Origin of the sequence: Methanobrevibacter sp. (genome assembly GCF_045646205.1) — an archaeon.
In the GTDB taxonomy this organism is placed as follows: Archaea; Methanobacteriota; Methanobacteria; order Methanobacteriales; family Methanobacteriaceae; genus Methanocatella.
Genome location: NZ_JAZRKF010000064.1, coordinates 22,158 through 36,120, shown reverse-complemented (window position 1 = coordinate 36,120; position 13,963 = coordinate 22,158). Strand labels below are relative to the sequence as shown.

The window sequence follows — 13,963 nt, the reverse complement described above, 5'->3', positions numbered from 1 at the left end:
GAAACATAAACGAAGGTATATTTGGAATGAAGAGGTATATTTCAAGTGAAAAATACACTTGAAAAACACCTTAAATTTTTTTGCTTCAAAAGCGATATAACGACTTATTTTTTCTTTATTTTTAATTTAAAGATGTTTTAAAAAATTGAATTTTTTCTTTACACTTGAAATATATGTCATGATTTTGTTTTCTTGCAAAATCTGCTTACACTTGAAACGCACCCCTCACTCTCTATGACAAATCATGATAATTATACTAAGATTTTTTTCCATAGGCTTATTCACCAATTCTATGTTAGTGTTATGCCTTAATTTTACATTTGAAATATTACTCTTTTATTTGAAATGGTACTCTATTTTTCTAAAATCTTTAAATTAATATTTATACTTTATATTAAAAATAAAGAGAAATTATTATTTTTTTTAAATGAAATAAAAGTCCTGAGACCTTTATCTCTCCATAAAATTAAAATGATGTATTTAATTTTTTACATTACACATATTTTTATAACAATTTATGAATTTTTCAATGAAAAAGTTTATTAAATACCTTATTTATATATTAACACTGGAAATTGTACTTATGTTATTTTTCTATTTTTTATGATAATTATGGGTGAGGAAATGGCTAATATTTTTGAAAACATTCAGAAAGAAAATGTAATATTCAAGGATAAAACCCCTTTGGATCATAGGTTTTTGCCTGAAAAATTATTACACAGAGAAGATCAGGTAACACAAATAGCCAGATATTGGGTTGATGCTTTAAATGATGTTACTCCTTCAAATATTACAATTTATGGTAAAACAGGTACCGGTAAAACTGCAGCGGCAAAATTTGCACGTTCACAACTTTTGGAATATTCTGCAGACCAGGAAGTATTTATTAAAATCGAATATATCAGATGCACTGATTATACAACAGAATATCAGGTTTTGGCACAGTTATGTCAAAAGCTTGGCCGTGACGTTCCACACAGGGGATGGACAAAAGCTGAAGTTGTAAACACATTCAGAGATATATTCAGAACCAATGCATTTGGAAAGAAACTTATTTTGATTGTTATTTTGGACGAAATCGATATATTGCTCAATAAGGATGGAGATGGAATATTATATACGTTAACAAGAACTGACAACGTTTCTATTTTATCAATCAGTAACTTTTTGGATTTCAAAGGATTAATCAAGTCAAGGGTAACAAGCAGTTTAAATGATAAGGAAATTGTCTTTCCGCCTTACGGTGCCAGCCAGTTAACAGACATTTTAAACGAAAGGGCAAAAATGGCATTTAATGAAGGTGTTGTTGAAAGTGATGTAATTCCATTATGTTCAGCAATGGCTGCAAAAGAGGAAGGTGATGCAAGGTTTGCTCTTGATTTATTAAAAACTTCAGGTTTCATTGCTGAAGAGGAAGGATCACAAACCATTAAAAGTGAACATGTCAGAATGGCTAAAGACAGAATCGAACATGATAAATTTGTCGATGTAGTTAAAACTCTTCCAACTCAACAGCAAAGGGTTTTAGAAGCTATTTTGAATTTAACTAATGAAAAAGAAGAAATAACCTCTGGTAAATTATACGAAGCATATACGGAGGTATCTAAAAAGGACGCTGTTACTTACAGAAGAATTTTTGATTTCATTAATGAATTAGAAATGTTGGGAATTATTTCAACCAATACTATTTCACGTGGACGTGGAAAAGGCAGAACAAATATCATTAAGCTTCAATGTGATGAAGACTTACTTGAATCAAGTTTGTACATGCCTAATATTTAGGGTTGTTATTAATCAATGTTTTTAAAATTGCCATTCTTACAGGAACGGCATTAGCTGCTTGGGTGAAATACTTATTGTATTTAGTATCATCCACATCACCATCTATTTCATCAATTCTAGGTAAAGGGTGCATAACTATTAAATCCTTGCCTTCCAACATTTTTTTATTGATGATGTAAGCTCCTTTTATTTCCAGATAATCATCAATGTCAGCGAAACGTTCCTTCTGGATTCTGGTTACGTATAATACATTTACCTTATCAATGATTTCTGAAATGTTTGATACTTCGGTATAGTTCATACCCACTTTATCCAGGTCTAGAAGAATTTCTTGAGGCATTTTTAATTTATCGGGTGAAACAAAGTAAAGTTCCACATTGTCAAATAATGTTAATGCGTTTGCAAGGGAGTGAACTGTACGGCCGTATTTCAAATCACCGATTAAAGCTATTTTTAAATTGTCAATTGAACCTATTTCTTTTTTTATAGTATATAAATCAAGCAATGTTTGTGTAGGGTGTTGACCGGCTCCATCACCGGCATTAATAACTGGAACATCAACTATATCAGATATGAATTTTGATACTCCTTCCAGTTCATGTCTTATTACCAATGCATCACAATATCCTTCAAACATTTTTGCAGTATCAGCAATGCTTTCTCCTTTTGATACACTTGAAGAACCGGTGTTTTCAAAACCTATGCATGCACCATTTAAACGTTTCATGGAGGTTTCAAATGACATTTTAGTTCTTGTTGAAGGTTCGAAAAACATTAAACCTAATATTTTTCCTTTCAATTCTTCTGAAATTTCTTTTGATTTTGCAATATCTTCTAATGTTTCAGCTTCTTTTAGAATATATTCAATATCTGATCTTTCAAAATCTTTTATTGAAATTATGTTTTTTAATTCAAAAATTTTAATCAACCCTTTTTTCAATTAACTCATTAATTATTTTTGCAAATTCTTCTATTTTATTTTTGTTTAAAGTTGGTAATTTATCAGAATTTTCAATAATTTTTTTAGACTTTCGTCTTTCGATGAAATTTCCTATATTTGTATTAATTTCATAACCGAAGTTTGAGCATATGAATGAATATTCTATCAGTTCAGTTGTAAATACTTTATTCAAATTTGCTTTCATGTCTAAATTTTCATCGTTATTTACATATAACGCATGAGGTTTTTCGAGCAGTATTTTGATATTTCTTGAGATGTACATTTTGAATGAATTTTGAACTTTATTGTATGTTGATGCTCCCAATATAATGAAATTATATTTCAAAAGACAAACATCTTTTGCATTTTTAATTGAAATAAGCACTACTTCTGCATTAATTAAATCCTTCAATAATTTAGCCGACTTTTTTGTATCTTCAGTTAATGTAGAATAGATTATTGCGATTTTCATATTATTCTTTCAATTGGCACAACAAGGATATCTTTTGCACCTGCATTTCTCAAATCGTTTACAAGTTCAAAAACCTGATCTTCATCAATCACTGCCTGTATTGCAACGGTTTTTTCTGTTGACAATACTTCAGAAACTGTCGGTCCTTCCATAGAAGGCATTAACTTTCTCACTTCTTCCAGGTCTTTGATTTTAACGTTCATCATTATAAGTTTCTTACCGAAAGCATCAATTACTCCTTTAATACTTCTGCTGACAGCTTCCACTAAGTGTTTTTTGTTTTCCAATGCCTCATCATTTGTTATCAATACAATAGTACTTTCCAATATAGTGTCAACAATTTTTAAATGATTCATTTTCAGTGTAGTGCCTGTACTTGTCAAATCGGTAATCAGATCTGCTACACCAATAAATGGAGCTATTTCAGTAGAACCGCTTAATTTAACGATTTTTGAATTTAAATTATGATTTTGCAAATATTTTTTTGTCAATGTTGGAAATTCAGTTGCGACTGTCATGTCTGATGTTAAATCTTCAACTGAATCAATTTCTGAGTCTTCAGGTGATGCTAAAACAAGCTTTGTCTGACCGAAGTTCAAGTCAATCAGTTCAACAACATCACTTTCACTTTCTTTAATTAAGTCAATACCGCTTATTCCCATATCTACAATCCCATCAGATACAAATTCCGGAATGTCTGATGCTCTTGCAAACATTATATCAATATTTTTATTGTGAGTTTTTGAAATCAATTGACGATTATTGTTATCTTTTAAACCTAATCCCGCTTTTTCTAAAATATCTATTGATGGATTACTAATTCTTCCCTTAGAAGGAATGGCTATTTTTAATTTCATCTCTACACCAACTTTTCTTTTTATTATTAATTTCTATAATATGTTTAAAATACTTTATTTTATTTAATTTAGGTATTCCTTAACTTTCCAAAATATTTAAATATAAAATGTTATATAATCATAATAGACTTATGGTAATTATTTATTACAGTCATAAGTTATTGACTGAATTTTAGTGAGGTGAAAAATATGGCAGAAATACCAAAAGCTCCTATTGCTAGAATCATGAAAGATACTGGTGTTGAAAGAGTAAGTGAAGATGCAAAAGTTGAATTAGCTGAAGCATTAGAAGAAATTGCACGTAATATTTCTATTAAAGCTAACGAAGCTGCAAAATTAGCTAAACGTAAAACTATTAAAGCTGAAGATATTAAATTCGCAGTAAACGAATTAGACTTATAATTTTTATAAGTCATACTTCTTTTATTTTTTTTAAGGTGTTATTATGGCAGATAATACGATATTGATTAAAAACGCATTTATTTTAAATCCTGAAAATCCTATTAGTGGAAAAAAGGACTTATTGATTAAAAATGATTTAATTCAGGAAATTGATGAAAAAATTGCTGAAGATAATGTGGATAAAATCATCGACGCAACTGATAAAATTTTACTTCCAGGTTTCATTAATACCCATACCCATTTATCAATGACATTATTTAGAGGTTTAGCAGACGATTTAAGTCTTGATGAATGGTTAAATGATAACATATGGCCTATGGAAGCAAACCTTAACGGTAATTATTGTTATATTGGTGCTCTTTTAGGAGCAATAGAATTAATTAAATCAGGAACCACAACGTTTTCCGACATGTACTTCTACATGGAAGACGTTGCAAAAGCTGTAGAGGAATCCGGAATAAGAGCAGTATTGTCCTATGGAATGATTGATTTCGGTGATGAGGAAAAAAGAAAAGCTGAAATCGAAGAAAACATGAGATTATTCAAAAATTGTCATGATACTGCAGACGGAAGAATTAAGGTATTTTTCGGACCGCACTCACCATATACAGCTTCTGAAGAATTGTTGAAGGAAGTCAGAAAGCTAGCTGATGAAAACAACATGAAAATTCACATTCATGTAAGTGAAACTCAAAAGGAAATTGATGATGTCAGTGCTGAAAAAGGTTTAAGGCCTTTCGAATACTTGGATTCAATCGGATTTTTAGGTCCTGATGTTGTCTGTGCTCATAGCGTATGGTTAAGTGATGAAGAGATTGAAATAATTAAGAAAAATGATGTTAAAGTATCACATAATCCATGCAGTAATATGAAATTGGCATCTGGTATTGCTCCAGTTTCTAAATTGCTTGAAAATGATATTTGTGTAGCTATTGGAACTGACGGTGCATCATCAAATAACAATTTAGATATCATTGAAGAATTAAGAACTGCCAGTTTACTTCAAAAGGTTTCAACTCTTGATCCTAAGGCTTTAACTTCTGATGAGGCTTTGGCTATGGGAACCATTAACGGTGCTCGTGCATTAGGTTTGGATGATGAAATCGGAACTGTTGAAGTCGGCAAAAAAGCGGACTTGATATTAATCGATACTAATAATGCAAACATGGTTCCGGACAGTTCAAAATTAAGTTCAAATGTTATTTATTCTGCAAACGGATCCAATGTGGATACCACTATCTGTAATGGTCAGATATTAATGGAAAATAAGAAATTGACTACATTGGATGAGCAGGAAATTTATAAAAAAGCTAGAAAAGCAATTGAAGAGCTTAAAGAAGCTCTTTAAATTTATTTTATCTAGCTTCAAATTTTATTTTATTTTTATTTAATATAATGCTTCTTTTCCAGGCGTCATTGCTTTCAGGAAAATCACTTCTGAAGTGGGCTCCTCTACTTTCACGGCGCAATATTGCTGATTTTACAACCAATATACAGATTTCAACCATATTGATTACTTCAAGGGCAGTTAATAGCTCAGTATTATATTGGTCTTTATCGGAAACGTCAATATTATCCAAATCCTTTTGCATTTCCTGCAATTCTTTTAAAGCTTCATTCAAGGTTTTTTCTTCACGTACAATAGCTACCTTTTCCCACATTAATTTTTTGATGTTTTCTTTAAATTCATTGGCTTTGATTGTACCAGGCTTTATTAAAGATTCAATTCTTTCCTTTTCAGCTAAAAACATTTCTTCATTGACTTTCAGTTCAGCATTTTTTGCTGCTTTGGCTGCACTTTCACCGGCTATTTTTCCAAATACCTGTGTATCGGCTAAAGCGTTACCGCCTAAACGGTTGGCACCATGAACTCCACCGCACACTTCTCCACATGCAAATAGGTTAGGAATTGAAGATGATGCATCGGTTTTTATCTTGATACCGCCCATGAAATGGTGTGCCGTTGGAGCCACTTCAATAGGTTCGTGCTTAATGTCAACGCCAACATTTTCAAACTGCAAAACCATGGTTTCAAGCTTTTCGTCAATCAAATCATCGTCGAGGTGTGAAATGTCGAGATATACTCCCCCATGTTCGCTTCCTCTTCCTTCAATGATTTCCTGATAAATTGACCTTGCAACCACATCACGGGTTGAAAGCTCCATTTTTTCAGGTGAATATTTTGCCATGAAACGTTCACCATCTTTATTTAATAGAATACCGCCTTCTGCCCTTACGGCTTCAGTTACAAGTACTCCTTTTTTGGATTCGGGCGTTACCATTCCTGTCGGGTGGAACTGGACCTGTTCCATATCTATGAGATTTGCTCCGGCTCTATAAGCTATTGCAAAACCGTCTCCATTTTTTTGAAAGGTATTGGAAGTTACAGGGTATAGCTGGCCGGCTCCTCCACTGGCAAATATTACGGCTTTTGCCTTGAAGTATATTAGACTGGAATCCTTCAGGTCAAATCCGGTTGCTCCGATTACCTGAAGACCGTCCTGAATCAGGGAAGTTATCATTACCTCTTCAATACATTCAATGTCTCTTCTGATAATTTCTTCCTTTAGAGCGTTCAATAGTTCGGCTCCGGTACGATCTCCCTGAAAGCAGGTTCTTCTGTATGTTTGACCGCCAAAAGGCCTTTGATTGATTTTACCGTTTTCCTGTCTGTCGAACAATGCCCCATAATTTTCCAGGTCTATCAATCTTTTAGGTGATTCGTTAACCAATATATCAACTAATCTTTTGTCGTTTAAATAACTTCCACCTTTTAATGTGTCCTTTATATGGGCATCAATTGAGTCCTCTTCATCAACAGCTTTAAAAACAGCATTATATCCGCCTTCTGCCATTCCAGTACAGCCGGATCTAAAGGACAATCCTTTTGATACTATAGTGGCTTTAAGACCAGCATCGTCAACTTCAATAGCCGCTCTTGAACCGGCGCCTCCTGATCCGACAATCAAAACATCTGTTTGAATTTCTTTAACTTCCATTTTAATACCTTTCAAATATTTAATTAATAATACTTTTGTCTTTAATAATTAATATAAATATGTTAATTGATATAATCATAATTAGAGGTTATTAAATGAAAGTTGATGGAGAAGTAACAACTGGCTTGGGAAAAGCTGCTTTCTTTTTATCACAGGATTTTTATGTTGACAATTTCATTAAAAATTGTGGTTTCAAACCCTATCCGGGAACTTTGAATGTCGTTGTTCCAGAAATACATTTGGATAAAATTAATGAAGTTAAAGACACCTGTGAAAATATAATTAAGCCTGATGAAGGTTTTGGTGCTGTAAAATATATAAAAGCTACTTTAAATGATGAAATTGATGGAGCTATTGTATTTCCGGCAAAAACCGAACATACAGAAAATTATTTGGAATTTATCGCCGAGAAGAAGTTAAGGGATGAGCTGAATTTAAAAGACGGCGATATTGTAAGCATTGAATTTTAAATCAAAAATATTTTATATAATAATTGATAAACTTTTTAGTACGTTCTCAGGGTGAGGTGCAATTCCCTACCGGTGGTGATTTTAATAAAATAAGTCCACGAGCACGAAAAGTGTTGATTTGGTGAGAATCCAAAACCGACGGTGATAGTCCGGATGGAAGAGAATAAGTAGATTATTTTTTAACCCTGGTTCTAGTACACAAGGAGACATTACTATGAATCAAGAAACAAATTTAGATAAAGCTTTAGAAGCTATTAAAAATGGTGAATTCGTTCTAGTTTTCGACGATGATGATAGGGAAGGGGAAGTCGACATGATTATCGCTTCCGAATTTGTAACCCCAAAATCAATTGCAACTATGAGAAATGATGCTGGCGGTTTAATCTGTAATTGTTTACATGCAGATTTCTGTGATGCTATTCATTTGCCATTCATGGTAGACATTATGAAAGCAGCAACTGAAAAATTCCCAGAACTAGCCGAATTGGCACCTACCGATATTCCTTATGATGAAAGATCTTCATTTTCCATATGGACAAACCACAGAAAATCATTCACAGGTGTTACAGACCATGATAGAGCAATGACCATAAGTGAAATGGCTTTAATGATGAAAGATGAAAGATTTGATGAATTTGGTGCAACTTTCAGATCACCTGGTCATGTCTGTCTTTTAAGGGGAGCAGACGGTCTTGTAAAAAATAGAAGAGGACATACAGAAATAGGTCTTGCATTATGTGAAATGGCCGGTGTTACTCCGGTTTGTGTTGTCTGTGAAATGATGGATGGCGAAACTGGTCAGGCCACATCTATTGCTGATGCACGTAAGTATGCTGAAGAAAATGGATTGGTCTTGCTTAGAGGCGAAGACATCATAAATAAATATTTAGAAGAATACTAACTGTACATGTTAGTATTATCCATTTTTTTACTTTTTATATGCTCAATTATAAATTGAGTATTTTGTTGTATTTTATATGAGTTATAAATACTGAAAACTACGTATTTACCATCATACATGCCGATTTTTAAACCGTCACGTACTTCTTTTGTAGGTTCAACAAGTGATATTTTGTCCCATGGAACCCTTAGGGTCTTGCTTTTGAGAGCCTTTTCAAAATGAATTCCGTCATCAAGGATTTTAACTATTTTGACTACACGGCGATTTTTGGGAGAAGCGATTTGAATGTCTCCGTTTTCGTCAAAAACATAGTCTGGAATTAAACAGTTTGCTTTCCATCCTTGACGTATTTTTCTTAATACCTGATATCTGTCTTTTTTTGTTAGTTTAACTCCTTGTTCTGGGCTTAAGTTAAGTGCCATTTATATCACCTTATCTTTTATTTCATTGAATGGAATGATTCTATTAAATTTAACTTCCTGAGCCATGTTGGCTATTTTTTCTATATCTAGGGATTCCTCTACTAAATCAAGGGCTGCTTTAGTAAACAAATCATATCTTATTTCAATTTCCGGCGTAAATCCTCTTGTTTCCAGTTTCAGTTTTCCAACACTTAGTATATCATCTACTTTGGTATTGTTTCTAATATATGGGACAACGTTATCGAATATACTTTCATTATATACTTTATTCAACAATATTGCCTTAACATCTACACCGAATTTATTTAACATGTTTGCATGTGCTACAAGATCCACTGCTGCAGATTCAATTCCTCCCTTGTTTACTCCGGAAATTAACAGCATCGGAATATTGGATGACATTGCAATTTCAGCAGCGGAAAAAGGTACCTTTTCATTTAAAAGGCCTGTAAATACACTCATAACTCCTTCAATCAATACAATATCATAATCTGATGTGTTTAATTTAGCTATTGTAGATTCTATATCCATCCATCCTAGGTGTCCGATTTTAATGGAACTGAATTCATTCATGTAATCTTTAGTCAAGTATAATCCCGGTATAATGTCACGCACATCAGGGCCGACTTTAAGGAGTGCAACCTTATATCCTCTTTTTCTTAGTGCACCAGCAAGGCCCGTTAAGATAAATGTTTTACCTGAATCGGAACCGTTACTTCCTATCATTAAAAATTTAGGTTTTGAATTTATCTTTTTTTGAGGTATCTTTATATTTGAACTTATTCCAACTTCTGACTGAATATATTCTTTGACGCTTTTGTTTCTATTGTAAATGTCTTCCATATCATCAGTGTCTATTTGTTTCAGGAGGTTATCTACTAAAATAGGATTTTCGTCTAAAATATTATGTATCATTGTCCCGATAACGTTTCCATCATCATTACAGGCTCCGGAAAAGATATTATAGTCTTCGGCTTTATTTGTATCTCCGTAATTCATTCTCTGGACTTTTGAATAGAATAACGGCTTTGCATCACCTACGACTTTGCCGTAGGTATGTGTGTGAAATCCCTTTACATCCTCATTTTGGTTTTTGGTTAAAAAGGAGTTGTCAAAGACTTTAGCTATTACGCGGTCGCTTGTGATTAATGGTGAGAATTCAACATCTATCAGGCCCAATCCATCTTTCACGATAGGAACTTCTGATTTACGGCCGATATCTATCTGATTTGATAGAAGCTGAAATCCTGCACAGATTCCAATTACAGGTTTTCCCATTTTTGCCATTTTCAGGATTTCCTTATTTAAATCCATGTTAATGTCATTTGATTCTATCAATGTTCCGCCAGGTATAATTAATGCATCAAGTTCATCACTAGCTTTATTTCCATTAACCAGACCATTTTCCTTGACTATATCTGTTGGTAATTTTCCAAATTCTTCAAATCCAGGAACAGAACCTTTAACATAAGCAAGTCCAATTTTTGTCATAAAATAACCTCAAATAGTGCTATGGTTTTTATAAGTTTTAAAGTTTTTTTAAAGGTATATTTCAAGTGTAAAATATTTTAAAAAATAAAATGGTTGGGGTTAAAAAACCCTTAATTTTGAATATTTTCAAATACGCTCATAGCTTTAACGATTTTTTCATCGTCTAATGGTTTAGCTTGTATTTGAAGACCTACTGGAATGTCATTAACGGTTCCTGCTGGGATACTTGCTGCCGGAATACCTGCAAGGTTAGCAATTACAGTCAATACATCGTATGCATACATTTCCATAGGGTCTAATTCTTCTCCGATTTCGTGAGGAAGTTTAGGAACGGTAGGACCTACAATCAAGTCAACGTTTTCGAGCATTGAATTAATTTCATCACGAATAAGCGATCTTGCTCTTAAAGCTTTTTTGTAGTATTTTCCACTGAATTCAGCTTGTGCAATGTGGGAACCGATTTTGATTCTTCTTAAAACTTCATCTCCACAAACTTCTTCTATTCTGTAACCGTAATCTCTTCCGTCGTATTTTCTGGTTGCTGAAAAGAATTCAACATAGTTGATTAAGTAATATGTAGGTAGACATAAGTCAATATGGTCGAATGAAACTTCAACAAGTTCAGCGCCAGCGTCAACTAATTTATTAATAGCTTTGTTAACTGTTTTATTGATTTCATCATCTGTCACTTCAATGAAATCTTTACAGATAGCTATTTTCATACCTTCAAGGGATTTGTCCTCTAAACTTTCTGTGAAATCAGGTTTTTCCCAGTCAATTGTGGTACATTCGGTTTCATCATAGTCAACAATTGTATTTAATGCAAGTGCAATTCCGCTGACATCCTGAGCAAATGGACCGATTTGGTCTAGACTCATTGACAAATCAAGTAAACCTTGTCTTGAAACGGCACCGTAAGTCGGTTTGAATCCGATAACACCGCAGTGGGATGCTGGATTTCTGATGGATCCGCCGGTATCTGAACCTAATGCAATATCACACATTTCAGCTGCAACGGCTGCTGCACTTCCACCTGATGAACCACCAGGGATTCTTCCTAAAGCATTAGGGTTTTGAGTTGGACCATAATAAGAAGTTTCAGTTGAACTACCGGCTGCAAATTCATCCATATTCGCTATACCAATAATTATTCCATCTTCTGCTAATACTTTATCTACTACAGTTGCATTGTAACTTCCTAGGTAATTTTCTAATGTTTTTGAAGCTGCAGAAATAATCAAGTCTTCCACATTAATGTTTGCCTTGATAGCGAATACCAAACCTGCAAGGCTTCCGACTTCTTCTCCATTAGCTATTTTTTCATCAATTTCTTCTGCTTGTTTTAAAGCATTTTCTTCGTTTAATTCAATAAAAGCATTAATGGAGTCATTTTTTTCTTTAATTACTTTAAGGAAGTTTTCAACATTTTCCTTAGCTGTTAATTCTCCATTTTTGATGGAATTTAATTTTTCAATAACGTTCATTAAAACACCTAAATAAATATAATAAATATAGATTTATTTTTTTATATTTATATAACTTGGTTTTTTTAAAGCTGAATTGTTTACTTATAACTTATAAGTTTTCATTTATTATCACTTATAACTTATAACCATGAATAAATTTAATAATTAATTTTTCAATATTAATTAATATGAAAAAGGCTATTGTATTTGATAACTCCGGAACGTTAATAGAGAGATATAGAGTCATTAAGGATGTTACTTCAGGTAAATTATTCACAGACATTAATTCTCTGGATTTGATAGACCAAACTGATTCTCTTGCATTGGTTGTTCTTCAGTATAATACAAATAAGCTACTGGATTTGGATTCAAACACATTGCTTTCAGATGTCATCAAGGAGTTTGACATTGACTTTGATGTAAGCTTTACCAATTTTAAAACTACAAAAGAAGAGGTTAAGGATATTTTATATAATGAAAAATCAGCTGTTGTATCAGATATTACGGACGGTTTTCCAATTTTGAGAGAGAAAGTCCCTCATATGGAGTTATGCAACGGCTCTGCCGTTATACTGGATATGCACCTGGGAATTATTTCATATACCATAACTTCTGCGGGAAGATTATTTGATGGTGTTCCAGAGACTATTGAAGATTTGCAGTCTCAGGGCTATGAAATAGTATTGGCTTCAGGAGATAGGAAAGGAGCCATCAACAGATTGGCTGAAATGCTTGGTGTCAAAAAGGATAATGCTCACGGCAGTGTTTCTACTCGAGGTAAATGTGAGGTAGTCAAGTCCCTTCAGGATGACGGATATCAGGTAATGATGGTTGGAGATGGCTTGAATGATGTTTTGGCATTTAAGAGAGCCGATGTTAGTGTATTAACTATAGAACAGCAGGAAGAGGTCTCACCTAAGTTAATGGACAAGACTGACTATATAATTGAAAGCATACGTGAAGTTTCACAAATTGACTTTTAGATATTCTTTTCAATTACCTTTTTACTTTTCAGGATATTGTCAAAGTTATTGAGTTCTATAATTCCTTTTTTAACTTTTTTAAGCAGTTCCAAATCAAGTGTACCTTCACCCAACGTAATGTGCTGGTCTTTAACTCCGTCATTATCGTTTAAATGACAATAGGTTATATTTTTCAATTCAAGCAGTTCCTCATTGTTTTTGGTAGTATTTCCGTGACCCACATCTATGGTTAAATTACATCCAGTTTCCTTTTGGACGAATTCCAGCTCTTCAATTTTATTTCCAAGAAAAACCTTTCGAACAGGCATGTTTTCTATAGAAACAATTACGTTTTGTGCATGGTCAACCAACTCGCCAACGCTTTCACAGGCAAAATCCATTGCCGCTTTTCTAAGTGGAGGATCATTTCTTCCAATTTTTCCCAGATGAACTGTCATTGCATAGGCATTAATGCTTTCCGCATAGTCAATGCATTCCTTCATTTGCTTAACGCTTTCAGCCCTTATTCCATCATTCAAACTAGCTATATTAATGTCTACTGTTGGAGCGTGAATTGACACTTCGAGTCCGCAGTCTTTAAACGCCATTGTATTTTCTTTTTTGAAAAATGGTGATTCTCCAAGGATTTCAATCATTTCAAAATTATATTCATGTGCCTTTTTTATTATTTCCAGGTTGTCATCCATAAACATAGCCAGTGTTGTAAATCCGATTTCCATATTTAATAATAGTCTTTTTAAATATATTTAATTTTACACGTGTGTTTTCTATATGAATG

The 13,963-nt window shown here is 33.1% G+C and carries 14 protein-coding genes and 1 riboswitch; of the genes, 6 read left to right on the top strand and 8 right to left on the bottom strand.

Features of this window, described 5'->3' with window-relative positions; genetic code table 11:
• The first annotated feature begins 624 nt into the window (after nucleotides 1–624).
• Nucleotides 625–1,782 (top strand): Cdc6/Cdc18 family protein, encoded by a 1,158-nt coding sequence (locus ACKI44_RS11265; RefSeq protein WP_407424429.1) that lies wholly within the window; start codon nucleotides 625–627, stop codon nucleotides 1,780–1,782.
• Here the strand turns inward: ACKI44_RS11265 and pyrB are convergent.
• The 3 genes from pyrB to hisG are packed head-to-tail and all read right to left on the bottom strand — an operon-like array spanning nucleotide 1,772 to nucleotide 4,051.
• Nucleotides 1,772–2,710, bottom strand: a complete 939-nt coding sequence (gene pyrB, locus ACKI44_RS11260) for an aspartate carbamoyltransferase (RefSeq protein WP_407424427.1) — start codon at nucleotides 2,708–2,710, stop codon at nucleotides 1,772–1,774. The two genes, ACKI44_RS11265 and pyrB, sit on opposite strands and share 11 nt — an antisense overlap.
• Nucleotides 2,703–3,194, bottom strand: a complete 492-nt coding sequence (locus ACKI44_RS11255) for a flavodoxin domain-containing protein (protein WP_407424425.1) — start codon at nucleotides 3,192–3,194, stop codon at nucleotides 2,703–2,705. Before ACKI44_RS11255 ends, pyrB begins: the two co-directional genes overlap by 8 nt.
• Nucleotides 3,191–4,051 (bottom strand): ATP phosphoribosyltransferase, encoded by an 861-nt coding sequence (gene hisG / locus ACKI44_RS11250; protein ID WP_407424423.1) that lies wholly within the window; start codon nucleotides 4,049–4,051, stop codon nucleotides 3,191–3,193. The genes ACKI44_RS11255 and hisG overlap by 4 nt, the downstream gene beginning before the upstream one ends.
• 189 nt (nucleotides 4,052–4,240) lie before the next feature.
• On the opposite strand from hisG, the gene ACKI44_RS11245 reads away from it, so the two are divergent.
• Nucleotides 4,241–4,453, top strand: a complete 213-nt coding sequence (locus ACKI44_RS11245; protein ID WP_407424421.1) for a histone family protein — start codon at nucleotides 4,241–4,243, stop codon at nucleotides 4,451–4,453.
• Nucleotides 4,454–4,496: 43 nt separating this feature from the next.
• A complete protein-coding gene (locus ACKI44_RS11240; protein WP_407424419.1) occupies nucleotides 4,497–5,801 on the top strand; it encodes an amidohydrolase family protein in 1,305 nt (434 codons plus the stop codon).
• A 7-nt stretch (nucleotides 5,802–5,808) separates the two neighbouring features.
• Here the strand turns inward: ACKI44_RS11240 and tfrA are convergent, their stop codons facing one another.
• On the bottom strand, nucleotides 5,809–7,452 hold the full coding sequence (gene tfrA / locus ACKI44_RS11235; protein ID WP_407424417.1) for a fumarate reductase (CoM/CoB) subunit TfrA: 1,644 nt from the start codon (nucleotides 7,450–7,452) through the stop codon (nucleotides 5,809–5,811).
• Between the two features lie 95 nt (nucleotides 7,453–7,547).
• Between tfrA and ACKI44_RS11230 the strand changes: the two genes are divergently transcribed.
• Nucleotides 7,548–7,922: a DUF120 domain-containing protein gene (locus tag ACKI44_RS11230; RefSeq protein WP_407424415.1), complete on the top strand. Its 375-nt coding sequence runs from the start codon at nucleotides 7,548–7,550 to the stop codon at nucleotides 7,920–7,922.
• 38 nt (nucleotides 7,923–7,960) lie between these two features.
• Nucleotides 7,961–8,091: riboswitch (FMN riboswitch) on the top strand.
• A 45-nt stretch (nucleotides 8,092–8,136) separates the two neighbouring features.
• On the top strand, nucleotides 8,137–8,823 hold the full coding sequence (gene ribB / locus ACKI44_RS11225; protein WP_303737065.1) for a 3,4-dihydroxy-2-butanone-4-phosphate synthase: 687 nt from the start codon (nucleotides 8,137–8,139) through the stop codon (nucleotides 8,821–8,823).
• Here the strand turns inward: ribB and ACKI44_RS11220 are convergent.
• The 3 genes from ACKI44_RS11220 to gatA form a co-directional block, all read right to left on the bottom strand.
• Nucleotides 8,820–9,245 (bottom strand): hypothetical protein, encoded by a 426-nt coding sequence (locus ACKI44_RS11220; protein WP_303737066.1) that lies wholly within the window; start codon nucleotides 9,243–9,245, stop codon nucleotides 8,820–8,822. The two genes, ribB and ACKI44_RS11220, sit on opposite strands and share 4 nt — an antisense overlap.
• Nucleotides 9,246–10,736, bottom strand: coding sequence for a cobyrinic acid a,c-diamide synthase (locus ACKI44_RS11215; protein ID WP_407424412.1), 1,491 nt, complete (start codon nucleotides 10,734–10,736; stop codon nucleotides 9,246–9,248).
• A gap of 110 nt (nucleotides 10,737–10,846) precedes the next feature.
• Complete coding sequence (gatA, locus tag ACKI44_RS11210) at nucleotides 10,847–12,220, bottom strand: Asp-tRNA(Asn)/Glu-tRNA(Gln) amidotransferase subunit GatA (protein ID WP_303737068.1); 1,374 nt, start codon at nucleotides 12,218–12,220, stop codon at nucleotides 10,847–10,849.
• Between the two features lie 170 nt (nucleotides 12,221–12,390).
• On the opposite strand from gatA, the gene ACKI44_RS11205 reads away from it, so the two are divergent.
• Nucleotides 12,391–13,185, top strand: a complete 795-nt coding sequence (locus ACKI44_RS11205) for an HAD-IC family P-type ATPase (protein WP_407424409.1) — start codon at nucleotides 12,391–12,393, stop codon at nucleotides 13,183–13,185.
• Here the strand turns inward: ACKI44_RS11205 and ACKI44_RS11200 are convergent.
• Nucleotides 13,182–13,904, bottom strand: a complete 723-nt coding sequence (locus ACKI44_RS11200; RefSeq protein ID WP_407424407.1) for a sugar phosphate isomerase/epimerase family protein — start codon at nucleotides 13,902–13,904, stop codon at nucleotides 13,182–13,184. The genes ACKI44_RS11205 and ACKI44_RS11200 overlap by 4 nt on opposite strands.
• Nucleotides 13,905–13,963: the final 59 nt, after the last annotated feature.